The sequence below is a fragment of the uncultured Luteimonas sp. genome (assembly GCF_947492465.1).
GTDB lineage: Bacteria > Pseudomonadota > Gammaproteobacteria > Xanthomonadales > Xanthomonadaceae > Luteimonas.
This window is the reverse complement of sequence record NZ_CANLNF010000002.1, coordinates 533641-558088: the sequence shown is the minus strand read 5'-3', so window position 1 is coordinate 558088 and position 24448 is coordinate 533641. Positions and strand designations below refer to the sequence as shown.

The 24448-nt window shown below is 70.2% G+C and carries 20 protein-coding genes; 5 read left to right on the top strand and 15 right to left on the bottom strand.

What is annotated here, in order from left to right:
* Positions 1–26: 26 nt before the first annotated feature.
* The 3 genes from Q0863_RS07530 to Q0863_RS07520 all read right to left on the bottom strand — a co-directional run bounded on the left by Q0863_RS07530 (position 27) and on the right by Q0863_RS07520 (position 2094).
* Positions 27–626 carry a YceI family protein gene (locus Q0863_RS07530; protein ID WP_298577082.1) on the bottom strand — a complete coding sequence of 200 codons (600 nt, stop codon included), beginning with the start codon at positions 624–626 and terminating at the stop codon, positions 27–29.
* 71 nt (positions 627–697) lie between these two features.
* Positions 698–1087: a VOC family protein gene (locus tag Q0863_RS07525; protein ID WP_298576902.1), complete on the bottom strand. Its 390-nt coding sequence runs from the start codon at positions 1085–1087 to the stop codon at positions 698–700.
* Positions 1088–1299: 212 nt separating this feature from the next.
* Entirely contained in the window at positions 1300–2094 is a 795-nt protein-coding gene (locus tag Q0863_RS07520; RefSeq protein ID WP_298576900.1) for an undecaprenyl-diphosphate phosphatase, read from the bottom strand.
* Positions 2095–2402: 308 nt separating this feature from the next.
* On the opposite strand from Q0863_RS07520, the gene glnA reads away from it, so the two are divergent.
* The 5 genes from glnA to Q0863_RS07495 all read left to right on the top strand — a co-directional run bounded on the left by glnA (position 2403) and on the right by Q0863_RS07495 (position 7678).
* Positions 2403–3812, top strand: a complete 1410-nt coding sequence (gene glnA / locus Q0863_RS07515) for a type I glutamate--ammonia ligase (RefSeq protein WP_298576898.1) — start codon at positions 2403–2405, stop codon at positions 3810–3812.
* A gap of 330 nt (positions 3813–4142) precedes the next feature.
* The gene (locus Q0863_RS07510) at positions 4143–4847 is read left to right on the top strand and encodes a TorF family putative porin (RefSeq protein ID WP_298576897.1); all 705 of its coding nucleotides are present in this window, start codon (positions 4143–4145) and stop codon (positions 4845–4847) included.
* A gap of 26 nt (positions 4848–4873) precedes the next feature.
* A complete protein-coding gene (locus Q0863_RS07505) occupies positions 4874–5212 on the top strand; it encodes a P-II family nitrogen regulator (RefSeq protein ID WP_298576895.1) in 339 nt (112 codons plus the stop codon).
* Between the two features lie 22 nt (positions 5213–5234).
* A complete protein-coding gene (locus Q0863_RS07500) occupies positions 5235–6623 on the top strand; it encodes an ammonium transporter (RefSeq protein WP_298576894.1) in 1389 nt (462 codons plus the stop codon).
* A 284-nt stretch (positions 6624–6907) separates the two neighbouring features.
* Complete coding sequence (locus Q0863_RS07495; protein ID WP_298576892.1) at positions 6908–7678, top strand: N-acetylmuramoyl-L-alanine amidase; 771 nt, start codon at positions 6908–6910, stop codon at positions 7676–7678.
* A 168-nt stretch (positions 7679–7846) separates the two neighbouring features.
* Here the strand turns inward: Q0863_RS07495 and Q0863_RS07490 are convergent, their stop codons facing one another.
* From Q0863_RS07490 to Q0863_RS07435, 12 genes are all read right to left on the bottom strand, one after another.
* Positions 7847–8755 carry a Ku protein gene (locus Q0863_RS07490; protein WP_298576890.1) on the bottom strand — a complete coding sequence of 303 codons (909 nt, stop codon included), beginning with the start codon at positions 8753–8755 and terminating at the stop codon, positions 7847–7849.
* A 141-nt stretch (positions 8756–8896) separates the two neighbouring features.
* On the bottom strand, positions 8897–9961 hold the full coding sequence (locus Q0863_RS07485; RefSeq protein WP_298576889.1) for an HDOD domain-containing protein: 1065 nt from the start codon (positions 9959–9961) through the stop codon (positions 8897–8899).
* A 97-nt stretch (positions 9962–10058) separates the two neighbouring features.
* On the bottom strand, positions 10059–11876 hold the full coding sequence (locus tag Q0863_RS07480; RefSeq protein ID WP_298576887.1) for a cache domain-containing protein: 1818 nt from the start codon (positions 11874–11876) through the stop codon (positions 10059–10061).
* Between the two features lie 72 nt (positions 11877–11948).
* A complete protein-coding gene (locus Q0863_RS07475) occupies positions 11949–13127 on the bottom strand; it encodes a methyl-accepting chemotaxis protein (RefSeq protein WP_298576885.1) in 1179 nt (392 codons plus the stop codon).
* 63 nt (positions 13128–13190) lie between these two features.
* Complete coding sequence (locus Q0863_RS07470; RefSeq protein WP_298576884.1) at positions 13191–14231, bottom strand: chemotaxis response regulator protein-glutamate methylesterase; 1041 nt, start codon at positions 14229–14231, stop codon at positions 13191–13193.
* A gap of 1 nt (position 14232) precedes the next feature.
* The gene (gene cheD, locus Q0863_RS07465; RefSeq protein ID WP_298576883.1) at positions 14233–14820 is read right to left on the bottom strand and encodes a chemoreceptor glutamine deamidase CheD; all 588 of its coding nucleotides are present in this window, start codon (positions 14818–14820) and stop codon (positions 14233–14235) included.
* Complete coding sequence (locus Q0863_RS07460; protein WP_298576882.1) at positions 14817–15689, bottom strand: CheR family methyltransferase; 873 nt, start codon at positions 15687–15689, stop codon at positions 14817–14819. Before Q0863_RS07460 ends, cheD begins: the two co-directional genes overlap by 4 nt.
* A complete protein-coding gene (locus tag Q0863_RS07455; protein ID WP_298576881.1) occupies positions 15682–17925 on the bottom strand; it encodes an EAL domain-containing protein in 2244 nt (747 codons plus the stop codon). The genes Q0863_RS07460 and Q0863_RS07455 overlap by 8 nt, the downstream gene beginning before the upstream one ends.
* A 58-nt stretch (positions 17926–17983) precedes the next feature.
* Positions 17984–20242 (bottom strand): methyl-accepting chemotaxis protein, encoded by a 2259-nt coding sequence (locus Q0863_RS07450; RefSeq protein ID WP_298576880.1) that lies wholly within the window; start codon positions 20240–20242, stop codon positions 17984–17986.
* Between the two features lie 236 nt (positions 20243–20478).
* A complete protein-coding gene (locus Q0863_RS07445) occupies positions 20479–22740 on the bottom strand; it encodes a methyl-accepting chemotaxis protein (RefSeq protein ID WP_298576879.1) in 2262 nt (753 codons plus the stop codon).
* A gap of 100 nt (positions 22741–22840) precedes the next feature.
* Positions 22841–23260 (bottom strand): phosphate ABC transporter substrate-binding protein, encoded by a 420-nt coding sequence (locus Q0863_RS07440; RefSeq protein ID WP_298576878.1) that lies wholly within the window; start codon positions 23258–23260, stop codon positions 22841–22843.
* Positions 23261–23271: 11 nt separating this feature from the next.
* Positions 23272–24444, bottom strand: coding sequence for a hypothetical protein (locus Q0863_RS07435; RefSeq protein ID WP_298576877.1), 1173 nt, complete (start codon positions 24442–24444; stop codon positions 23272–23274).
* Positions 24445–24448: the final 4 nt, after the last annotated feature.

Genomic DNA, 24448 nt, shown 5'->3' with positions numbered 1-24448 from the left:
GAGGGCGCGACCCACGCGCCGCGTCGCTACGGCGCCGGTGCGGCGACCGCGACCGCCTCGGCCTGGATGCGCAGCGTCACCGCCATGTCGAAACCATGGTCCTTGCCGGCGTCCATGCCGAAGTCGTCGCGGTCGAACGTGGCCAGCGCATCGGCGCCGCACAGCTCGCGCCCATGCTGCGGATGCGGCATGCACTTGAAGCTGCGGATCTCCAGCGGCAGCGGCCGGGTGACCCCGCGCAGGGTCAGGTCGCCTTCGACCCGGGTCGGCCTGCCGTCGACGAAGTCCACCAGGCGCCCGCTGTAGCGCGCCTGTGGCCAGCGTGCGCTGTCGAACAGCTCCGCGCCGCGCGCCTGTTCGTTCATCGCCTCCAGGCCGTAATCGATACTGGCGGTGTCCACCACCACTTCCAGCCGGCCGGTCCCGGCCTCGCGGTCCAGGTACACGGTGCCGCGGCTGGCGTTGAACTTGCCGCGCCAGACCGACAGCCCGCCCAGGTGGTCGGCCTCGAAGCTGGGGAAGGTGTGGGCGGGATCGAGCTCGTAGGCGACCTCGGCGGCCGGCGCGCCGGCGCTGGCGGCCAGCGCCGCCAGCAGCAGCGGGATGGCGGCCATGCGGTGGGGCATCTGCATCACCTCGTCGTGGGCCGCGAACGCGTCTGCCATCGCCGTGGCAGGACGCGCCGCGGCATGCGTTGTCAGTGCATCGAGTGCAGGCCGATCATGTTGCCTTCGGTGTCGAAGACCAGGGCGATCTGCCCGTATTCGCCGATCGACATCTTGTCGCGATGGATGCGGCCACCGGCCTGCGCGGCGCGCGCCGCGGTGACGCCGCAGTCGTCGCAGGCGAAGTACACCAGCGTCCCGCCGGGACCGGAGGGAACGCCCGGCATCCGGCACAGCGCGCCGTTGGCGCCGTAGCGCTCCATGTCGCCCGGGAACGACCACATCTCCAGCCCGTCGTCGCTGCCCTCCGGCAGCTTCAGCGGTTCCAGGGTGATGCCCAGCAGGGCCTCGTAGAACGCGCGGGCGCGCGCCATGTCCTGCACGTAGAGTTCGAACCAGTTGACGCTGTTCGCTGAAGACATCGGGACTCCTTGCCGTGGTCTGCTCGTGGTGGTGGCGACAGGGCGGGCGGAATGCTGCGGCACCGCCGGATCGGGTCAGCGACGAAGCATGGCGCGGAAATTCGACAGAGGAGCGCCGCCGGTCGGCCAGCGGCCGCCGGGGCAGGCGTTCGCCGGTCGTCGGGTGGCGGGCCGGGGGACAGCCCGGGCGCGGCCGCAGCGGCGGATCCCCCTCAGTCGCCGGCGGGCAGCCACAGCAGCAGCGCCGCGCCCAGCACGATGCGGTACACGGCGAAGCCGGTGAAACGGTGGCGCTTGATGTAGCCCAGCAGCCACTTCACCACCACGAAGCCGGTGGCCGTGGCAGCGGCGAAGGCCAGGGCCACGTCGCCCCAGGCCTCGCCGCCCAGGCCGCCGTCCTTCCACAGCTCGAGGAAGGCGTAGGCGCTGGCCGCGAACATGGTGGGGATGCCGACCAGGAACACGAACTCGGTCGCCGACGAGCGCCGGCCCAGTCCGGCCAGCATCGCCATGAAGATCGCCGCGGCCGAGCGCGAGGTGCCCGGGAACACGCCCGCCACCACCTGCGCCAGCCCCACCAGCACCGCCACTGTCCAGGTCACGTGTGTGGCATCGCCGCGGCGCTCGGCGATGCGTTCGGCCAGGATCATCCAGATCCCGCCCAGGATCAGCGCCCACGCCACCGGGGTGACCGTCTCGGGCAGCTCCCAGCCGGCCAGCCGCACCGGCAGGCCGACCAGCGCGGTGACCAGGAACGCCACCGCCAGCTTCATCGCGTAGTCGCGGTTGTCGCGCTCGCCCAGGCCCGTGGCGAGCTGCCAGATGCGCTGGCGGAACACCAGCGTGATCGCCAGGATCGCCCCGGCCTGGATCACGATGTTGAAGAAGTCCGAGCGCGCGCCCAGCCAGTGCTGCGCGATCAGCAGGTGCCCGGTGCTGGACACCGGCAGGAACTCGGTCAGCCCTTCGAGGATGCCCAGCAGGAGGGCGGACAGCGGATCGGACATGGGTTCGGCGCGGCCAGGGGTGGGCAGGATAACGAAAACCCCGTCCGGCACCGGCCCGGGAGACTCCAGCGGCGCGCCGGCATGCGCGATCAGGCTTCGCGGATCCGGTACGCGCGCTCGATGGCGGCACCCCGAAAGGATGCTCCCCACAATGGTGCAATCATCACAAATTCTTCACCATTTGCGTGCGGTGAGACGGGCGCACGCGCTCCTGTCCCATGCAAAACAATCACTTGCACTGATGGCTGGCTTGGCACGCGGTTTGCTCCAACATGGACAACCTTTCGCAAACCCAGAGGCAGTCACCGATGTCGCTCGAGAACGTGGAAAAGCTGATCAAGGACCACAAGGTCGAATTCGTCGACCTGCGCTTCGTCGACATGCGCGGCGTGCAGCAGCACGTCACCTTCCCGGCCAGCATCATCGAGCCGTCGCTTTTCGAGGACGGCAAGATGTTCGACGGCTCGTCGATCAGCGGCTGGAAGGGCATCAACGAGTCGGACATGATCCTGCTGCCCGATGCGTCCACCGCCTACCTGGATCCGTTCTACGCGGACCCGACCCTCAACCTGACCTGCGACATCCTCGATCCGGCGACGATGCAGGACTACTCGCGCGACCCGCGCGGCATCGCGCGCCGTGCCGAGGCCTACCTCAAGTCCAGCGGCATCGCCGACCAGGCCTTCTTCGGCCCCGAGCCCGAGTACTTCATCTTCGACTCGGTGCGCTTCGCCAACGAGATGGGCAACACCTTCTTCCACGTCGAGTCCGAGGAAGCGGCCTGGAACACGGGCAAGGAATACGAGGGCGGCAACAGCGGCTATCGCCCCGGCGTCAAGGGCGGCTACTTCCCGGTCCCGCCGACCGACTCGCTGCACGACCTGCGCGCGGAGATGGTCAAGACGCTCGAGCAGATCGGCATCGAGACCGAAGTGCACCACCACGAGGTCGCGACCGCCGGCCAGTGCGAGATCGGCACCAAGTTCAACTCGATGGTCAAGAAGGCCGACGAGCTGCTGGCGACCAAGTACGTGATCCGCAACGTCGCCTTCCGCAACGGCAAGACCGCGACCTTCATGCCCAAGCCGATCGTCGGCGACAACGGCAGCGGCATGCACGTGCACATGTCGCTGGCCAAGGGCGGGCAGAACCTGTTCTCCGGCGACGGCTACGGCGGCCTGTCGCAGATGGCGCTGTGGTACATCGGCGGCGTGTTCAAGCACGCGCGCGCGATCAACGCCTTCGCCAACTCCGGCACCAACAGCTACAAGCGCCTGGTGCCGGGCTTCGAGGCGCCGGTGATGCTGGCCTACTCGGCGCGCAACCGTTCGGCGAGCTGCCGCATTCCGTGGGTCTCCAACCCCAAGGCACGCCGCATCGAGGTTCGCTTCCCCGATCCGCTGCAGTCGGGATACCTGACCTTCACCGCGCTGATGATGGCGGGCCTGGACGGCATCAAGAACCAGATCGATCCGGGTGGCCCCAGCGACAAGGACCTGTACGACCTGCCGCCGGAAGAGGAGAAGAAGATCCCGCAGGTGTGCTCGAGCCTCGACCAGGCCCTGGCCGCGCTCGACGCCGACCGCGACTTCCTCAAGGCCGGCGGCGTGATGAGCGACGACTTCATCGATGCCTACATCGACCTGAAGATGCAGGAAGTCACCCGCTTCCGCGCGGCGACCCACCCGCTCGAATACCAGATGTACTACGGGGTGTGATGCCCTGTGCCCTTCCCCGCCCGCGGGGAAGGGCGCGAAGGGGGCGGGCGCGCAGCCTCGGCCGAACCCCTGCAATCACCGGCAAACCAGTGATTCGTGCCCGGCGGCGAGCCGGGCATGCGGCCCTCCCCATACCCGGGCCGCGGACTTTCCAGACGAGGACACGCAACGCCAGAGGCAGGAAGCAACACCGACAGGAAAGGCAGATGACCGGTCGCGGGCGCCGCAGAGTGCCTCGCCGGCGTCCGCGCCGGGCATGGGGATGCCGGGCCGGGCGGATCCAGAAGTAGGCAAGACCGGGGAGGGCCTTCCATCAACGAGGAGCCTGTCATGTCGTCTCGCAAGATCGCAGTTGCCACACTCCTGTCCGCCGGGCTGATGCTCGCCGGCAATGCTTCGGCCGAGGTGTCGGGTTCCGTCGCGGTGGTCAGCGACTACCTGTTCCGCGGCGTCACCCAGACCAACGAGAACCCCGCCCTGCAGGGCGGCGTGACCTGGAACCACGAGAGCGGCTTCTATGCCGGCGCCTGGGGCAGCAGCATCAGCTGGCTGTCCGACTCCGATCCGGAGATCTCCAGCCAGGTCGAACTCGACGGCTTCATCGGTTTCGCCGGTGATTTCGGCGAAAGCGGCTTCGGCTACGACGTCGGCGCCACCTACTACTGGTATCCGGGCGACTACCCCGCCGGCTTCAACGAGGCCGATACGGTCGAGCTGTACTTCGGGCTGAGCTGGAACGTGCTCAGCGCCAAGTACTCCTACGCCACCACCGACCTGTTCGGCATCCCCGATTCCGATGGCAGCGCCGCGCTCGACCTGGGCGCGGGCTGGGAGTTCGACGGCGGCTGGAGCGTCGGCGCCGGCTACGGCCGCCAGTGGGTGAGCGGCTACGGCGGCGAACTCGACTACGACTACTGGAAGCTCACCGGCGGCAAGAGCTTCGAGAACGGCTTCGGCATCGGACTGGAATGGCACGACACCGATCTGGCCGGTGTCGACGACACCGTGCTGGTGTCGCTGTCCAAGTCGTTCTGAGCGCCCACCTGCAACAGGAGCACCGCATGAAACTGATCATCGCCATCATCCGCCCGTTCAAGCTCGACGAGGTGCGCGAAGCGCTCGCCGAAGCGGGCGTGAACGGACTGACCGTCACCGAGGTCAAGGGCTTCGGCCGGCAGAAAGGCCATACCGAGCTGTACCGCGGCGCCGAGTACGTCGTGGATTTCCTGCCCAAGCTCAAGATCGAGGCCGCCGTGTCCGACGAGACCTTCGAGGCGGCGCTCGAGGCGATCAACCGCTCCGCGGGCACCGGCAAGGTCGGCGACGGCAAGGTGTTCGTGGTCGGACTCGACCAGGTCATCCGCATCCGTACCGGCGAGATCGGCGCCGACGCGCTTTAAACCACCTGTGGAGGCTCATTCAATGAAATTGCTTTCGTTCTCCGGGTGGAAGACCCGTGTGCAGGTGCTGGGACTGGCCCTGCTGGTGGGCGTGGCCGGACTGACCGGCACGTTCGACGTGCTCGCGCAGGATGCGACCGCACCGGTGGCCGAAGCGGTCGCCGAAGCCGCCGCCGAACCGACCGTCGACAAGGGCGACGTCGCCTGGATGCTGACCTCGACCCTGCTGGTGTTGCTGATGGTGGTGCCGGGCCTGGCGCTGTTCTACGGCGGCATGGTGCGATCCAAGAACGTACTGTCGGTCCTGATCCATGTGATCTCGGTGTTCTCGCTGCTGGTGGTGCTGTGGATCGTCTACGGCTACTCGCTGGCGTTCTCCGGCGAAGGGCCCTGGATCGGCAACCTCGACAAGCTGTTCCTGAAGGGGGTGACGGTCGACACGCTCGCGGCCACGTTCACCGAGGGCGTCAGCCTGCCGGAATACGTGTTCGTCGCGTTCCAGTCGACCTTCGCCGGCATCACCGGCGCGCTGATCGTCGGTGCGTTTGCCGAGCGGGTGAAGTTCTCGGCGGTGCTGCTGTTCTCGGTGATCTGGTTCACGCTCGGCTACCTGCCGATCGCGCACATGGTGTGGGCGACCGGCGGCTACCTGTTCGAGCACGGCGCGCTCGACTTCGCCGGCGGCACGGTGGTGCACATCAACGCGGGCATCGCCGGCCTGGTGGGCGCCTACTTCGTCGGCAAGCGCGTGGGCTACGGGCGCGAGGCGCTCAAGCCGCACAACGTCACCCTGACCTTCGTCGGTGCGTCGCTGCTGTGGGTGGGCTGGTTCGGCTTCAACGCAGGTTCCAACCTGGAAGCCACCGCCGGCGCGGCGCTGGCCTTCATCAACACCTTGGTGGCGACCGCCGCAGCGGTGCTGGCGTGGGCGCTGACCGAGAAGCTGACCAAGGGCAAGGCCTCGGCGCTCGGCGTGGCCTCCGGTGCCGTCGCCGGCCTGGTCGGCATCACCCCAGCCGCAGGCCTGGTCGGTCCGCTGGGTGCGATCGCGATCGGCCTTGCCGCCGGCGTGATCTGCGTCTGGGGCGTGACCGGGCTGAAGAAGCTGCTCAAGGTCGACGACACTGCCGACGTGTTCGGCGTGCACGCGATCGGCGGCATCGTGGGCGCGATCCTGACCGGCGTGTTCTACGCGCCAGGACTGGGCGGGCAGGGTGGCGAGGACTTCAACATGGCGGCCCAGGTCGGCACGCAGGCGCTGGGCGTGGCGCTGACCATCGCCTGGATCGGCATCGTGTCCGTCATCGGGTTCACGGTGGCCAAGCTGGTGTTCGGCCTGCGCGTGAGCGAGGAAGCCGAGCGCAACGGCCTCGACATCAGCGCACACGGCGAGTCCGCCTACGAGAGCTGATCATGCAGTGACACACCTCCCCCACGAGGTGCAGGCGGGCAGCGCAGGCTGCCCGCCTTTTTTCTGTCCGGACAATGCGTCCTTGCGAGCCGTGCGGACGGGTGGCATTCGCGTGCCGGGGGGGTCGCGTCGCGCATGCCTCCTCGCTGATTCGCTGCGAAGGCCCGCCGGCGCCGTCAGGGGGCAGTACGGTCGATGACATCGTGCAAAAGCAGGGGCGTCGCCGTGCTTCCGGCAAAGTGCGGCGCTTGCATTCGGCGCGGGCAACGGCTGCAATGCGGGGCATGAAACCAAGTCTTCGTCTCCTTGCCGCCGCTGCCTGCGCGCTGGCGCTGGCGGGCTGCCAGCACACCGCGCCGCGCAATCCGATGGCCACCTGGGTGCCGTCGAAGAACCACGACATGCGCCGGCCGCAGGTGATCGTGCTGCACTACACCGAACAGGATTCGGTCGCGCAGAGCCTGCGCACGTTGCGCACGCGCAACAGCGGCGGGCGGGTGAGCTCGCATTACCTGGTCGGCGACGACGGACGCATCTACCAGCTGGTCTCCGACGACCATCGCGCCTGGCATGCCGGTGCCGGCAGCTGGGGCACCATTCACGAACTCAACTCGGCCTCGATCGGGATCGAGATCGACAACGACGGCGTGGAACCCTTCAGCGAACCGCAGGTCGCCGCGATCCTGCGCCTGCTGGAAGACCTCACCGCGCGCCATCGCATTCCGAAGACGGCGGTGATCGGCCATTCGGACCTGGCGCCCGGCCGCAAGATCGACCCGGGCCCGCTGTTTCCCTGGCAGCGCCTGCACCAGGCCGGCTTCGGCATCTGGCCCGATCCCGATGCGCCGCCGCCGCCGCCCGGCTTCGATCCCATCGAGGCGCTGCGCCTGATCGGCTATCCGGTGGACCGGCCCGAAGCGGCGATCCATTCCTATCGCATGCGCTTTCGCGGCGACAACGGCAAGGCGCTCGACGACGAAGACCTGCGGATCCTGCATGCGCTGACCTGGCGCCCGTCGCCGGCCGCGGCGCCGGTGGAGGCGGGCGCGCCCTGATCGCGACGCCCGCGACGGCGGATGCAAGCGACTGCCTGAAGACCCGCTGGCGCTGACGGAACGTCGGCCAGCGCTGGACTGCGCTCGGGCGCTGGCGCGCGGCGCACCACCCGATACCGGCGCCCGCGAACGTCGCCGGCAGCGGAACGTATCGCCCGCGCCGGCCCGTCAGCCGGCCTTGCGCGTCCGCGATCCGGACTTGGCCGCCTTCTTGGCGGTCTTCTTCTTGGTCGCGGCCTTCCCGGTCGCCTTCTTCGCCGCCTTCCTGGCCGGGGTGCGGGTCTTGTCGCCCAGACTCTTCTGCAGCAGCGCCACGAAGTCCACCACGTTGGTGGTCGCGTCCTCGCTGGTGGCCGGTTCCTCCAGTACCTGGGTCGTCGCGCCCTTGTCCTTGATGCGCTTGCGGATGATCTCGGACAGGCGCTCGCGGAACTCGTTGCGGTACGCGTCCGGATTCCATTCCGTTGCCATGGAATCCACCAGCTGGGTGGCCATCTCCAGCTCCTTCGGACTGATCCGGTAGTCGCCGGTGTTGCCCTCGGGCAGCTTGTACTCGGCCGGATCCACCAGCTCCTGCGGATAGCGCATCATCATCAGCACCAGCGCGTCGCCCAGCGGCATCACCGCCGACAGGTATTCGCGGGTGCGGATCACCACCCGCGCCACGCCGATCTTGCCGGACTTGCGCAGGGTCTCGCGCAGCAGCACGTAGCCCTTCTCGGCCTTCTTGCCCGGGACCAGCACGTAAGGCTTCTCGAAATAGCGGATGTCGATCGCGTCGGCATCGACGAAGGCCTCGATCTCGACCGACTCGTGCGTCTCCGGCGAGGCCGCGGCAATGTCGGCCTTTTCGATCACCACGTAGCTGCCCTTGTCGTACTCGAAGGCCTTGACGATCTCCTTCCACGGCACTTCCTCGCCGGTCTCGGCGTTGACCCGCTCGAAGCGGATCGGCTTGCGGTCGCGCGCATCGAGCATGCGGAACGAGATGTCGTTGCTGCGCGCGCCCGACATCAGCGAGACGGGCACGTTGAGCAGTCCGAAACTGAGGTTGCCGGTCCAGATCGGTCGTGCCATGCCGTCGCTCGCGGGTGGAATCGGAACGACAGCCTGCCCCTGCCGATGTGGTGGCCCTGTGCAAGCCGGCGGCCGTGACCGCGGCCGGGCGACCGCAGGCACCGGCACCGCCCGCCACGGACGTGGCCGGGTGGCCGCGGATCAGCTGGCGTCGGCGGCCGCTTCGGCCATCGCCCGCCAGCGCGGCAGGCGGTCGAGCTGGCCGACCGAGGCCAGGTAGGCCTGGTCGGGTTCGCGGCCGTTGACCAGGGCCGCGGCCACGTGCACCGCGCCGGTCACCCAGAAGCTGCCGCGTACGCGCGCGGGACGATCGTGGAAGGCCACGGCCTCGACGATCGGGCCGGGCAGGCCCCACAGGCCCAGCAGGTAGGCGCCGGTGGTGCTGTAAGGCGTGGTGGCCGGGTCCAGCCCGGCCGAGCGCGGCAGCAGCAGGCCGACCTCGGCCAGCAGGCCGGCGGTGGAGGCCAGGTCCGCGCTGGGCCCGGCCAGCAGCTTGCCGGCCAGCTGCGAGATGCGCAGCGCCCGGTCGCGCAGTTCGTCGGCTTCCGCGCCCGCCGAGAACACCTCGCTGGCGAGCACCAGCTGCCGCAACGTGTTGTGGCCCAGGCGGGTCACCGCCGAGCGCAGGTCGGTGATCTCCCGGCCACCGGAGTAGTAGGCCGAGTTGGACAGCCGCAGCACCCGCGCGGCGACCGTCGGATCCTGCGCCACCACCTCGGCGATCTTCGCCGCGGTGCTGTCCGGATCACGCAACAGCGCGGTCAGGGCCAGGTACTGGCGCGGCGCGGCCGGCAGGGTGCCGACGCGCTCGATCGCATGCTTGAGCGCCGGGTCGTGGAGCAGCTCGCGCAGCTCGACCACGCTTTCGATGGCGTCGATGAGCGCCAGCGAATCCAGCGGCTCGTTGAGGATGCGGTGGCTGACCGTCAGCGCTTCGAGCAGGTCGTGCTCGGCATCCGGCGCCAGCAGCAGGATGCGCACGGCGCCCGGATGGCGCTTGCGCAGCCCGGCGAGTACGGCCAGGCCGCCGCTGGCCCCCACGCGCGATGCGCAGACCAGCACGTCCGGGGCACGGTCGCCATCGGCCGGCGGCACGTCGTCCGCGTTCGCCACGTGCTGCAGCTGCCAGCCCGGGTCGTGCTCGAGCAGTTCGCGCCCGACGCCCGCGACATGACCGGCGTCGCCCCCTACCACCACGATCTGCACGGCATTTCCCCCTTCGATATCCGTTCGCTGCGCAAGATACCCCGCCGCGACGGGCGGTCGTAGCCTGCGCTGCGCGTTCTTCCACCATGCGCACAGTTCACGTGCGTGGAGCTCGCTTGCCTGCCGCCAACGGCAGCACCGCGCGCACCACGGTGCCGCCGCCGGCGCGGCTGGCGATGGTCACGCTGCCGCCGAGCTGGGTCGCCCGCTCGCGCATCGTCACCAGTCCCAGGCCGGCCGGATGGGCCGCATCGAAGCCGCGGCCGTCGTCGGACACCCGCAGCACCAGCAGCGGGCCGCGGTCGCCGTCCTCGACTTCGACCTCGACCTCGACCCGCGTCGCGCCCGCATGGCGGGCGACGTTGGTCAGCGCCTCCTGGGCGATGCGGAAACACGCCAGCTCGGCATCGGGTGGAAGCCGTGCTTCCAGCGGTGCGACCTCGAGGCGGATCTCGAGTGCGCTGTTGCGCGAGAGCAGCGCCACCTGGCCGCGCAGCGCCGCCTCCAGGCCCAGCGAATCGAGCTGCGGCGGGCGCAGCAGCAGCGACAGGTTGCGCAGCTTGAGCACCGTCTGGTCGGCGATGGCGATGATCTCGTCGAGGATCTCGCGCCGCACCGCCGGTTCGTCGGCGAGCGCATCGTCGGTGAGCGAGGTCGCGGCCAGCTTGATCGCGGTGATCGACTGGCCGATGTCGTCGTGCAACTCGCGCGAGAGCGTGCGCCGCTCGTCCTCCTGCACCGTGAGCAGGCGCTGCGCCACCGACTGCAGCTCCTCGCGCAGGCGCCGCTGCTCCTGCAGGCTCAGGTTGACCTCGTCGAAGGACGCGCGCGCGCGCGTGGCCAGCCCGTTCATGGCGTCGGCCAGCGGCAGCAGCTCGCGCGGCAGGTTGGCCGGCGCCAGCTGCGTCGTATCGCCATCCAGTGCGAACTGGCGCATGCGCCTGAGCAGTCCGCGGACGCTGCCGCCGAGCCGGCGCATCTTCGCCACCACCACCGCCAGCACCCCGGTCAGCACCAGCACCAGCAGGGCCAGAACGGCCGCGGCGGTGCGCCGCAATTCGGCCTCGACCACCCCGCTGGGCTGCAGCAGCAGCAGGCGCCAGCCGTTGTCCACGGGTGCGGCGACGGCGAGCGCGTCCTCTCCCCCGCGCAGCACCGCGTCGAGCTCCTGGACGCCGTCGAGGGTGCGCGCCACGCGCGCCAGGCCCGGGTCCGGGCCGGCAGCGAGTTGGTCGAGCGGGCGTTTCTGCAGGCCCGCGCTGGCCTGCACCACGGTCAGGCCACGGTCGAGCAGCAGCAGTTCGAATCCGTTCTCTTCCAGTCCGCGCACGGGCACCAGCGCGTCCGCCTGCATCGAGCCCACCAGCACGCCGGCGAACTGCCCGTCGCGGTACAGGGGCACGGAAATGGCGATGCGCGCACCATTGTCGGGCCCGCGTCCCCGGTAGACGCTGGACACGTGTCCCTGGCCGGTACGACGTGGCATCCGGAAGTACTCGCGGTCGGCCACCGAGGCGACGGCGTCCACCGGCAGCGGCGGCGCGCTGGTCAGCACGCGGGCGTCGGCATCGGTGACCAGCAGGTGGGCGAAGGCGGGGTAGTAGTGGTTCACCCGGGCGAGGTCGGCGTCCCAGCGCGCCAGGTCGCCGATGTCGCCGGCGGCGTTGCGGCGGTCGGCCAGCACCTGCAGGGCGGCCAGGTGCGCACGCAGGAAGCTGTCGAGCTCGCGAGCGCTGGCGTCGGCGGTCGCCGCCAGCCGGGTGGCGCCCTGGCTGCGCACCGACATCGAGGACTGCCAGAGCAGGACGCCGGCCAATACCAGCACCGGCAGGAAGACCGCGAGGAGCACCAGTGCGGTGAACTGGCCGAGCAGGCTGCGGCCGGGTGTTGGCGGGGCGGTGCGGTCGGTCGGCATGTCGGCCACGCTACCGGCCGAAGCTGCAGGCCCGCAACTGCGGGCCTGCAGCCGTGGTCCGGAATCGCGGGGTCAGAACAGCTCGACGCTGCCGGCATCCATGGACTGCTGGGTCACCGGCTTGTGCGGCGGGCGCTCCCATTCGCCGCGCATCTGCGCGATGCGCTGGCCGATCTGGCCCAGTGCCCGGTGCAGCTCGGCGCCGGCCTGGCCGCCGCTGCGATGCAGCAGGTCCTGCAGCACCGTGGCCTCGCGGTTGATCGCGCCGAGGCGGTCGAGGTGCACGTTGGCCGCACCCAGCGCCTGGGTGGCGATGTCCTCGAACTGCAGCGAGCGCACCGCTTCGGCGACCGAGCCGTCGATGGCCTTGCTGCATTCGGCGATCTCGCGCATGCCGGTGCCCAGGTTGCGGTTGATGCCGTCGACGCGCTCGAGCATCGCCGCCGCTTCGATCCGCGCCAGCCGGCTGCGGTCGAGGTCGCGCGAGGCCATCGTGCTGACCGTGTCGCGGACCCGTGCGATCGAATCCTTGGAGCTGTGGGCGAGCTTGCGGATCTGTTCGTTGAACGCGGTCGAGCGCTCCGACAGGTTGCGCACCTCGTCGGCCACCACCGCGAAGCCGCGGCCGGCCTCGCCGGCGCGTGCCGCCTCGATCGCGGCGTTGAGCGCCAGCAGGTTGGTCTGGTCGGCGATCGACTTGACGTCCTCGAGCAGCGAGAAGATGCCGTCCAGGTGCTCGGCCATCGCGTCGATGTGGGTCACGGTGGCGCCGCTCTGGCCGCTCACCGCTTCCAGCGCCTCGACCAGCTGTTCCATCTGCTGGCTGGCCTGCAGCGCGAAGCGGTGCACGTCCGAGCCGCTGCCGTCGCCGTCGTTGCGGCGGTCGATGATGCGCGAGGCCACTTCGCTCTGCTGGCGCGAGCGGCGGTTGACCGCATCGAAGCTGGTGCCGAGCTTGGCCACCGATTCGCGGATCAGCTCGCGGGTGCGCTCGATCTCGCCGCGCGACCCCTCCACCTCGGCGCCGATGAAGTTGCGCAGCTCCTCCAGCAGGCGGCTCTGCTCGCCGAGCAGCGCGGCGTCGCTGGCGGTGGGGCGAAGCACGGTCCAGGCGAAGACCAGCCAGGCCAGGGTCATGGCCGCGAGCGCGCCCCAGCGCACTGCGGGGGCAAGGTCGAGCGCCTGAGCCAGGACCAGGACCAGTGTGAGCACCAGGGGCGGTGCCAGGCGAAGCAGTAGGCGCGAATCCATTGTCTGTCCCGTAATGTGTGTCGAAACGGTCTGCCCCTGATAACGGCCGTGGGCGGTCGTGCTTTAGCCGCCGCGGGAAACCGCCAGCAGCCGTTGCGCCACGTGTTGCAGCGGCACCACGTCTTCGGCCGCGCCGTTGGCGACCGCGGCGCCCGGCATGCCCCAGACCACGCTGCTGGCCTCGTCCTGGGCGATGGTGTGCGCACCGGCGCGGCGCAGCGACAGCAGTCCCGCCGCGCCGTCGTCGCCCATGCCGGTGAGCAGGGCGGCGCTGGCGTTGCGGCCGGCGTGCTCGGCCACCGACTGGAACAGCACGTCGACGCTGGGCCGGTGGCGGCGCACCGGGTCGTCCTCGCCGAGCCGGCACATCCAGCGCGCGCCGCTGCGCACCACGCGCAGGTGGTGCCCGCCGGGGGCGACGTAGGCGTGCCCGGCCAGCAGCGGCTGCCGGTCGGTGGCCTCCATCACGGTCATGCGGCTGTGGCGGTCGAGCCGTTCGGCGAAGGCGCGACTGAACGCGGCGGGGATGTGCTGGACGATGACCGTGGCCGGTGCGTCGGCCGGCATCTGTTCCAGCACCTCGCGGATCGCCTCGGTGCCGCCGGTGGATGCGCCGATCGCCAGCAGGCGTTCGGTGGTGCGGTAGCCGATGGGCCCTTCGGAGTGCGTCGACGGCGCCGGCGCGATGCGCGCGACCTGCGCCAGCGCGGCCTGTTTCACCTTTTCCACCAGCACCGAGCCGTACTCGGCCAGGCCGCGTGCGACGTCGATGCGGGGCTTGGCGATGAAGTCCACCGCGCCCAGGGCCAGCGCCTCGAGCGTCACCTTCGCGCCGGATTCTGTCAGCGAGGACACCATCAGCACCGGCATCGGCCGCAGCCGCATCAGGTTGCGCAGGAACGTCAGCCCGTCCATGCGCGGCATCTCGATGTCGAGCGTCAGCACGTCGGGCGACAGCTGCTTGATCTTCTCGCGGGCGATGTAGGGATCGGATGCGGTGCCGACCACCTCGATGCCCGGGTCGGCACCCAGCAGCTCGGTCATCAGCGCCCGCACCAGCGCCGAGTCGTCCACCACCAGCACGCGGACCGGTCGCCTGCCCATGTCAGAACAGCTCGACGGAGCCGGCGGCCGGCGCGCGGGCCAGGCGGCCGTACAGCGCGCGCTCGGTGTCCACCACGCCGTCGCGGGTCGCGGGCAGGCGCTTGACCAGGCTGCGGCCGTTCTGCACGAAGAAGCAGACCTTGCGCGCCTGGTTGTCGCCCAGGTCGCTGGCCACGACCGGGATCTTCTCGGCCGCCAGGTAGTCGACGACGAAACCCGCGTTGCGGGTGCCGATCGGATCGCTGTGGAATCCGCTCAGCACGTTGCCGCCGCCGAACACCTTGGCCTGCAGGCGCTGGCGTCGCGCGCCGCGCTTGAGCAGGTCGTTGATCAGCAGTTCCATCGCGTTGGCGCCGTAGCGCGCCGAGGTGGCGTCGTTGACGTCGCCGCCGGGCAGCATGAAATGGTTCATGCCGCCCAGGCCCAGCACCGGGTCGTAGAGGCAGGCCGCCACGCAGGAGCCCAGCAGGGTCACCAGCGCCACCGGTTCGTCGGTGGCCAGGTAGTCGGCCGGCAGCAGCCGGATGGCCTGCGTCTTCAGCGTGGCGTCGTAATAGCTGCCCGGCGGGGTGGCGATGGCGGTACTCATGCCGCACCCGCGCCGGCCGCGGCCCGGTACACCGTGCGTCCGCAGGGCGTCACCAGGTCGGTGGCGTGGTTGAAGCTTTCCGAATGGCCGGCGTACATCCTGCCCTCGGCCGACAGCAGGGGGGCGATGCGCTGCAGCACCCCGTATTGGGTGGGCTTGTCGAAATAGATCATGACATTGCGGCAGAACACCGCGATGAAGGCACCGCGCTTGAGGCCGTAGTCGGCGTCGAGCAGGTTCAGCGGACGGAACTCGACCAGCGCCCGCAGCTCCGGCCGCACCCGGCACAGGCCGGCGTTGGCGCCGCCGCCGCGCTGGAAGAAGCGGCGCTTGCGCGCGGCGTCGATCGAGTCGATGCGCTCGAGCGGATACACGCCGCGCGCTGCCGACTGCAGTACCGTGGTGTCGATGTCGGTGGCCAGGATCCGCACCGGCGGCGTCAGCGTGTCGAACGCCTCGCAGGCGGTGATCGCCAGCGAATAGGGTTCCTCGCCGGTGGACGCCGCGCAGCACCAGATCCGCAGCGGCTGGCCGTCGCGCTGCGCCGCCTGCAGCTGGGACGCCAGCAGCGGGAAGTGGTGCGCCTCGCGGAAGAACGAGGTCAGGTTGGTGGTCAGCGCGTTGACGAAATGCTGGCCTTCGTCGACGACGCCGTCCTCGACCATGTCCAGGTAGTCGCTGAAGCGCTCGACGCCGCGCGCGCGCAGCCGCCGCACCAGCCGGCTGTAGACCATGTCGCGCTTGTGCGCGCCCAGGTGGATGCCGGCGCGGGCGTGGATCATGCGGCAGACGCGGCGGAAGTCGCGGTCGTCGAAGGCGAACGGACGCCCGTCCGCCACCTGCGCCTCGTCGCGGAGGAACTCAGGCATGGTCATGTTCCGTGGCGGCGGTCGCAGGGGAGGGTGCCGACACCGGCGCGGGTGCGGCGAGCCGGTCGTGCAGCCAGCAATCGAACACCGGCTGCGGGAGTGCGTGCGAGTACAGGAACCCCTGCACTTCCTGGCAGCCGAACTCGCGCAGCAGCGCCGCCTGGTCCGGCGTCTCCACGCCCTCGGCGATCACCTCCATGTCGAAGTTCCTGGCGATCAGGGTGATCGAGCGCACGATGGCCTTGTCGCCACGGCTTCCGACCAGGTCGCGGACGAACGACCGGTCGATCTTGACCCGGTCCACCGGCAGCCGGTGCAGCATCGACAGGGAGGCGTGGCCGGTGCCGAAATCGTCGTAGGACACGCGGATGCCGCGCCTGCGCAGCTGCAACAGGGTGCGCTCGGCCACGCCGTCTTCGCGCAATGCGATCGTCTCGGTGAGCTCGATCTCCAGCTGCCCGGCCGGCAGGCCGCTGGCGGCGAGGGCCGCATCGATCTTCTCGACCAGCGTCTCGTCGTTGAACTGGGCGGGGAAGAGGTTCACCCCGACCTTGAGCCCGCGTCCTCCGACCTGCGGCCAGCTGGCGGCGTCGCGGCAGGCCTGCTGCAGGATCCAGGTGCCGACCTGCGGCGCGATCGCGCTGCGCCCCAGCGCGTCGATGAAGGCGCCGGGCATCAGCAGGCCGCGCTCGGGATGCCGCCAGCGCAGCAACGCCTCGGCGCCCGAGGGCTGGCCGCTGGCGAGGCCGATCTGCGGCTGGTAGTGCAGTTCGAACTCGCCATCGCGGAAGGCGCGCCGCAGCTCGAGGTCGAGTTGCCTGCGGTCCACCGCCTCTTCGCGCATCGACGCCGAGAAGTGCCGCAGCTTCATGCTGCCGCCGCGCTTGGCATGGCGCAGGGCCAGGGCGGCGAGCGCGAGCAGGCCGCTGCTGCCGCCGTCGTCGTACCCACCCGCGCTGCCGTCGCCGTCGTCGAATGCCAGGCCGATGCAGGCTTCCACGTGCACGCGCTGGTGTTCGATCTCGCAGGGGCGGCCGATCTCGCCCAGCAGGCCCAGCAGGCGCCGTTCGAGTTCACCGGTGTCTTCGACCGACGGGAACAGGATCACGAACTCGTCTCCGCCAAAGCGCGCCAGGTGCGCGTTGGCGGGCAGCCAGGCCATCAGCCGTGACGCCACGACCTGCAGCACGGTGTCGCCGATGACATGGCCGAGCGCTTCGTTGACCGCGCGGAAGTGGTCCAGGCCCAGCAGCGCCACGCCCAGTCGCGCGCCGCGACCGCGCAGCGAGTCGACGGTGGCGAACAGGGCCTCGCGATTGGGCAGGCCGGTGAGCGGGTCGCGGCGCGCCGGGCGCGGTTCGCGGCGCGGGCCGCCTTCGGTGGCGTCGCGCATCACCAGCACGAGGCCGCGCGCGTTGCCGTCGTACCAGTCGGTCCGGACCGCCTGCACGGTACGGAGTTCGCCCTGCGTGTCGCGAATCCGCAGCTCGCGCTGGGTCCGCACGCTGCCGCCGCTGACGGGCGGCGCATGCAGCCAGTCAGACACCGCCTCCGGGTCCACCTGGAGCGCGGCCGGCACCAGCTGGTCCAGCGACTGCCCCGGCACGGCCACGCTGCCGAGCAGATCGCGCGCGGCGCCATTGGCGGAGATGATCCTGCCCTGGTCGTCGGCCAGGATCACGGCGCTGAAGGCGGCCTCGGCGACCTGCAGGCAGCGCGCCAGCACGTTGCCGCCGAACATGCGCGTGGCCAGCGTGGCCAGCGTCGAAACCGGGCCGGCCAGGGCCTCCCGCGGCACGTCGCGCGGGCGATGGTCGCCGGCGCCGAGCACCCCGAGGAGTTCGCCGGCAGGGCTGTACAGCACGGTGGCGACGAAGAAGCGCAGGCCGTCACGGCCGGCCACGAGGGCGTCGTAGGCCAAGCGCGGATCGGCGCTGGCGTCGGCGATCACGGCCAGTGGATGGTCGTGCGACACCGTGGCAGCCAGGCGGCTGCGCTCTACCGCGCCAGGCAGCGGACCGTGTCGGGCGACCAGCTGCAGCCGGCCGTCCTGCGCCGCCCACAGCAGCGTGCTAGGGCAATCCAGCAGTTCGGCGGCCACGGCGAGCACCGCGGAGAACCCCGCGTCGGCCACGGCGTCGAGCGGCCGCGGTCCTGCGTGCGTGCGCGCAGGCGTGCCGGAGGCGACCGGCATGCCTGTCCGTGCAAAGGCGCGGTCGGCGGAAGGGGAGGACATGTGCGGGGGTTCCGGGGGGTGTAGGGGTGCTGCCCAGGCGGGCTGGACCGGTGGGGTCTCAGAACTCCTGCCAGTCCTCGCCGGTCTCGGCCGTGGCCACTACCGGGCGCGGGGTGGGCTTGCCCCGTGGCGCGGCCTGCTTGGGCCTGGCCACGTTGGCCGAAGGAGCGGCAGTGGCGGGTGCGGGCGTCGGCGCTGGCTTGGCTGCTCGTGCCGGCTTGTCTTCCTGCACCCGGAACACCGCCACCGTCTGCACCAGCTGCCCGGCCTGCTGCTCCATGCTGCGCGCAGCCGCCGTAGCTTCCTCGACCAGCGCGGCGTTCTGCTGCGTGCTCTCGTCCATCTGCGTGATCGCCTGGTTCACCTGCTCGATGCCCGCGCTCTGTTCCTGCGAGGCCGCCGAGATGTCGGCGATGATGTCGGTGACGCGTTTGACGCTGGTCACGATCTCGCCCATGGTCCTGCCGGCCTCGCCGACCAGGTCGTTGCCGTGGCGCACCTTGTCGGTCGAATCGGTGATCAGGGTCTTGATCTCCTTGGCCGCGCCAGCCGAACGCTGCGCCAGCGAGCGCACCTCGGCCGCGACCACCGCGAAGCCACGGCCCTGCTCGCCCGCACGCGCGGCTTCCACCGCGGCGTTGAGCGCCAGGATGTTGGTCTGGAAGGCGATGCCGTCGATCACGCCGATGATGTCGGCGATGCGGCTGGACGACTCGGAGATCGCCGACATCGTCTCGACCACCTTGCCGACCACTTCGCCACCCTGCGAGGCGACGTCGACCGCACCGATGGCCAGCTGGTTGGCCTGGCGGGCGTTGTCGGCGTTCTGGCGCACGGTGGAGGTGAGTTCCTCCATCGAGGAGGCGGTTTCCTCGAGCGAGGCGGCCTGCTGCTCGGTGCGGCGCGAGAGGTCGTCGTTGCCGGCGGCGATCTCGCTGGCGGCCGAGTTGATCGCGTCGCTGCCGCCGCGGATCTGGGTGACCACCTCGGCCAGCTTGCGCACGGTGCGGTTGGCATCCCCGGCGACCTCGCCGAAGCGGCCGGGCAGGCCGGCATCGACGCGGCGCGAGAGGTCGCCATCGGCCACGGCCGAGAGCAGGCTGCCGATCTGGCCCAGGCCCTCGTCGGTGGCGGCCATCAGCCGGTTGAGTTCCTCGATCAGTTCGCGGTAGGCGAACTCGAAGCGACCGGCATCGCCGCGCTGCGAGAAGTCGCCCGCCACCGCGGCTTCGACCAGGCGCCGCACCTCGGCGTTGCTGTCGAGCATCGACTGCTTCACCGCGTCGATCGCCTCGGTGATCTTCGCCTGCTCGCCCGGCAGGCGGTCGAGGTCGCGGGAGAGATCGCCGCGTGCGTAATGCGCCACGGTGTCCACCACCTGGGCATTGAGCGCGATATGTGAGGCCACCAGGTCGTTGGTGCCCGTGGCCATCGTGCCGTAGGCCCCCGGGAACTCGGCTGCCGGCATGCGGTGGCTGGTCTCGCCACGTCCGTGCGCCTGGTGCATGTCCTGCTGCGCGGTGGCGAAACGCCTGAGCACCTGCTGCATCTGCCGCAGCGATCCGAGCATACGCGCGGTTTCGTCGCTGCCGCTGGCCTGGATGTCGGCATCGAGACGGCCCTGCGCCATCGCATCGGAGGCCTCCAGCGCCCGCGCGATCGGCCGGATGATCGAACGCGACAGGGTCCAGGATGCGGCGAGCAGGAGCGCCAGCACGACCAGGAACTTGACCACGGCCGCACGCGCCGAGGCCCAGACCGCCGCCTGTACGTCGTCGATGTAGATGCCCGAGCCGATCACCCAGCCCCAGGGCGCGAACTCCTGGACGAAGGAGATTTTCGGCACGGGCGCATCGGCACCGGGCTTGGGCCAGGCGTAGTGCACGAAGCCGCCGCCGCCGTCCCGGACCCGCTCCACCGCTTCGACGAACAGGTGCACGCCGTTCGGATCGGCGAAGCCCGACAGGTCGGTGCCGTCCATCTCGGGCTTGAACGGATGCATCACCATCCGCGGATGCATGTCGTTGATCCAGAAATAGTCGTCGTCGCCGAAACGCAGGGCCTTGATCGCGCCCATCGCGCCGGCACGCGCTTCATCGTCGGTCAGTTCACCGGACTGGACGCGGGCGTGGTAGTGGCCGGCCAGGCTCACCGCCGTCTGCACCAGGCCGCGCGTGGCCGATTCCTTCTCGGCGAGCAGCAGGCGGCGTTCGCTGACCAGCTCGAGCGACATCACGACCAGCACGGCAAGCACGCCGAGCAGGGTGAGGAGTCCAAGCTTGCGGGAAATCCCGATTCGGGAGAGGAGTCCGGACATTGGCCGTCGCGCCTTCGATCTGAGTTGAAGGTCTTATCGGCGGTGACCGCGGAATCGTGAGACCGTCCATCGGCGGGCCGGCCCGCGGCCTGGTCATTGGACGCTGGCGGGACGGACCATGCGCCCCTGCGGTCACGGAGGCTGACGGCAACCTGCGGGCGGAGGCGTGTGGCGCCCCCGCCCGGGGTCCAGGCCGGCGGCCGCAGCCGCCTCCTGCCTGGCCGGGAGCCGGTCGCTCAGAACTCCTGCCACTCGCCGGCGGCCTCGACGGGCAGCGCGGCAGACGGCCTGCCGGGGCCGCGCAGAGCGGGCGCCGCGCGCCTGGTCGCCGGCAGCGTGTGGACCTGCCGCGGGGCGGGGACCACTACGGGCGATGCCACCCGCGTCACGCGCGAAGCGTCGCCATCCTGCACCCGGAACACCGCCACCGTCTGCACCAGCTGCCCGGCCTGCTGCTCCATGCTGCGCGCAGCCGCCGTGGCTTCTTCGACGAGCGCGGCGTTCTGCTGCGTGCTCTCGTCCATCTGCGTGATCGCCTGGTTCACCTGCTCGATGCCCGCGCTCTGTTCCTGCGAGGCTGCCGAGATGTCGGCGATGATGTCGGTGACGCGTTTGACGCTGGTCACGATCTCGCCCATGGTCTTGCCGGCCTGGTCGACCAGGTCGTTGCCGTGGCGGACCTTGTCGGTCGAATCGGTGATCAGGGTCTTGATCTCCTTCGCAGCCCCGGCCGAACGCTGCGCCAGCGAGCGCACCTCCGCTGCCACGACCGCAAAACCGCGGCCCTGTTCGCCGGCGCGCGCGGCTTCGACCGCGGCGTTGAGCGCCAGGATGTTGGTCTGGAAGGCGATGCCGTCGATCACGCCGATGATGTCGGCGATGCGGTTGGACGATTCGGAGATCGCGGACATGGTCTCGACCACCTTGCCGACTACTTCCCCACCCTGGGAGGCGACATCGACCGCGCCGATCGCGAGCTGGTTGGCCTGGCGGGCGTTGTCGGCGTTCTGGCGAACGGTGGAGGTGAGTTCCTCCATCGACGAGGCGGTTTCCTCCAGGGATGCGGCCTGCTGCTCGGTGCGGCGCGAGAGGTCGTCGTTGCCGGCGGCGATCTCGCCGGCGGCCGAATTGATCGCGTCGCTGCCGCCGCGGATCTGGGTGACCACCTCGGCCAGCTTGCGCACGGTGCCGTTGGCGTCCGCGGCGAGCTTGCCGAACTGGCCCGGCAGCGAGGCGTCCGCCTGGCGGCTGAGGTCGCCGGCGGCGACCGCTTCCAGCAGGCTGCCCACGTCGCTCAGGCCGCGGTCGGCGCTTTCCATCAGCAGGTTGAGGTTGGCGATCATGTCGCGGTAGGCGAACTCGAACACCTCGCTGTCGCCGCGGCGGCTGAAATCGCCGGCCACGGCCGCATCGACCAGCCCGCCAATCTCCGCCATCACCGATTCCAGCCCTGCCTTGACGCCATCCACCGCCTCGGTGAACCGCGCCTTCTGCCCGGGCAGGCGCTCCAGGTCGCCGGACAGGTCGCCGCGTGCATAGGCGCCCACCATGTCCACCACCTGCATCTGCACCGCCAGGTGGGACGCAACCAGGCCGTTGATCTGCGCAGCCATCTCGGCGAACGCACCCTGGAACTCTTCCTCCGGCATGCGATGGTCGATTTCGCCGGCCTCGTGGCGCTGGCTGATCTCGCCCTGCGCCTGCGCGAAGCGCTGCAGCCCGGCCTGCATCTCGGACATCGAGCCGAGCAGTGCGGACAGCTCGTCGCGGCCGGTGGCCCGGATGTCGCCGTCGAGCCTGCCGCGCGCGATGTCGCGGGCCACGCGCGTGGCCTCGTTCAAGGGACGCACGATGCTGCGGGTGAGCAGCCAGCCAGATCCGACGGCGATGCCCAGTGCAGCGCAGGCCACAAGGAGCAGCAGCAGGCGGGCGATGTCGTAGGCGGCGAGCGCGCTCGCGTGCGCCTGGCTCGTCGCCGATTCCTGCTGCTGGAGGTTCTCTTCCAGCAGCAGCCGCCAGTCGCGGGCGGCCGGACCGCCCTCGGCCATGAGCACGTCGCGTGCGCCGGCCTTGTCCTGCGCCAGCACGAGCGCCACGATGCGGTCATTGGCCTCGCGGCTGACCGCGCGCGCGGCGTCGGTCTTCTCGCGCAGTTCCAGCGCCGCGCCCTCGGCCGGGAGCGCATACAGGGCATCTCGCGCCGTGTCGTACTGCTGGCGCGCCGCGCTCAACGACTCGCGCTCCATCTCGATGATCTCCAGATCGTCGAGGATCAGGAGATTGCGTACCGACATCGAGGTGGCCGCGCTGGCCCGATGCATCTCGTTGAGGTGGCGCGATTTGACGTTGTAGGTGTCGACGATCTCGACCAGCCGGTCCTGGATCGCCCGCATCTCGAAGAACGCGATGCCGGCGAGCAGGGCCAACAGCGCCACGAGCAGGCCGAAGCCTGCCCCGAGGCGCTTGCCGACATTCAGATTGTTGAGGAACGCAAACATGGAGTTGCCTCGCGAAAGACATCAGGCGCGAGCGGCGGGTAGCCACGGACGCCGGGGACATGCCGGCCCCGGTGGCGGCTGCCACCGGGGCCGGGACGGGTCACGGCTTGAGCACGACGCGGACGCTGGAGTCGACGTCGGCGGGGGCCAGGTAGCCGATCGCCGATGGCGAGGCGGCGATCAGCTTCTTCGCCTCGGCCGCGCTCGGCGCCTGCCGGAACGGTTTGGCCTTGCCGGTGAACGTGAGCTGCGCCCAGTAGGACTTCAGCTGCGCGGCGTCCTTGCCGGTCACCTTGGTGTAGAACTCGTCGCGCACCGGACCGCTGGCGATATCGATCGGCGTGGCCGCGCCGCCACCGGGCAGGCTGACCGACTTGGCCAGGAAGATCTGCGAGGCCTGGGCCGCGGTGAGGCTGGTGACCGGGCTGTTGGCGGATACCACCACCACCACTTCGGCGTGGGCGGCGGCCGGCAGCAGCGCGGCGAGGGCGAGACACAGGAAAGCGTTGCGGAACTTCATCGGCGGGGTCCTCAGAACACGAAGTCGACGGAGGCCGACAGCAGGTTGTAGCTGCCGCCGCGCTCGAAACCGGGCTGCAGGTTGGTCAGGCCGCCGTTGGAGCCGGCGCCGGCATCGACATGCGAGGCCTCGAGCTTCAGCGCGAAGTTCTCGCGGAAGTCCCAGCGGGTGCCGACGGTGAGGCTGCGGCGGTTTTCGTTGTGGCCGGCCAGGATGGCGTTGACCACGCCGATCGGATCGACGGCGCCCACGCTGGTGTCGCTGTCGACCTTGACCTTGCCCAGCGTGAGGTACGGCGTGAACGCGCCAACGCGCCAGCCGGCGCTTGCATACATGTTGGTGGTCCCGGCGATCATGCCGTCGTCGGTGCCGAGGCGGGTGACTTCGGCGCGCGCGAACCAGGCGCCCGGGTCGTAGGCGTAGCCCAGCGACGAGAAGGTCACGTCGTTGTCGGCGAAACGGAAGCGCGACGCCAGCTGGGGGGCGACCTGGGTGTAGAGCGCAAGCAGGGCTTCGACCGACGGGTCGGCCTCCAGCGAAAGCGTGGTCCGGTTGTAGCCGGCGAAGATCGTCGAGCTGCCGAACTCGGCGCGTCCCACCAGGCCGATGGTGTCGTCCAGCTTGATGACACCGGCATCGGTGTCGCCGCCGACCAGCTGCAGGGTCATGGCGGTGGTGCCGACGTTGAACTTGTAGGCGATTTCGGCGCCATCGATCGCGAGCGAGGTGTTGTAGACCTCCACCGGCGGGCGCACCCAGGGCATCGCGTAGCCGACCTTGCGATAGTCCGAGAGCATGAACGTCGGCGGGGCCAGGCGCCCGAGACGCAGCGACAGCGCCGGGGTGAAGTCATAGCGCAGGTGGGCCAGGGTCAGCTCCGGTTCGTGCGAACCCTCGTAGTCGTACTCGCTCATCAGCTGCACGACGGCCGAGAACCGCTCGGTGAACCGCGCATCGACCTGGAAGCCCAGGCGGCTGTCGGGGTTGGCCGACCAGCTGTCGGAGTACCCCGCGCCGTCAGGCTGGAAATCGGTGGCGAAGTCGGCCTGGTCCTCGCTGCTGTGGACGACGCCCACGGTGCCGAAGCCGCTGAAGGAGAACATGGAGTCGGCGTCCTGCGCAGCGGCCGTGAGCGGCAGCGCAAGCAGGAGCGCGAGCGAAAGGGACGTGGTGCGAACGGACATGGTG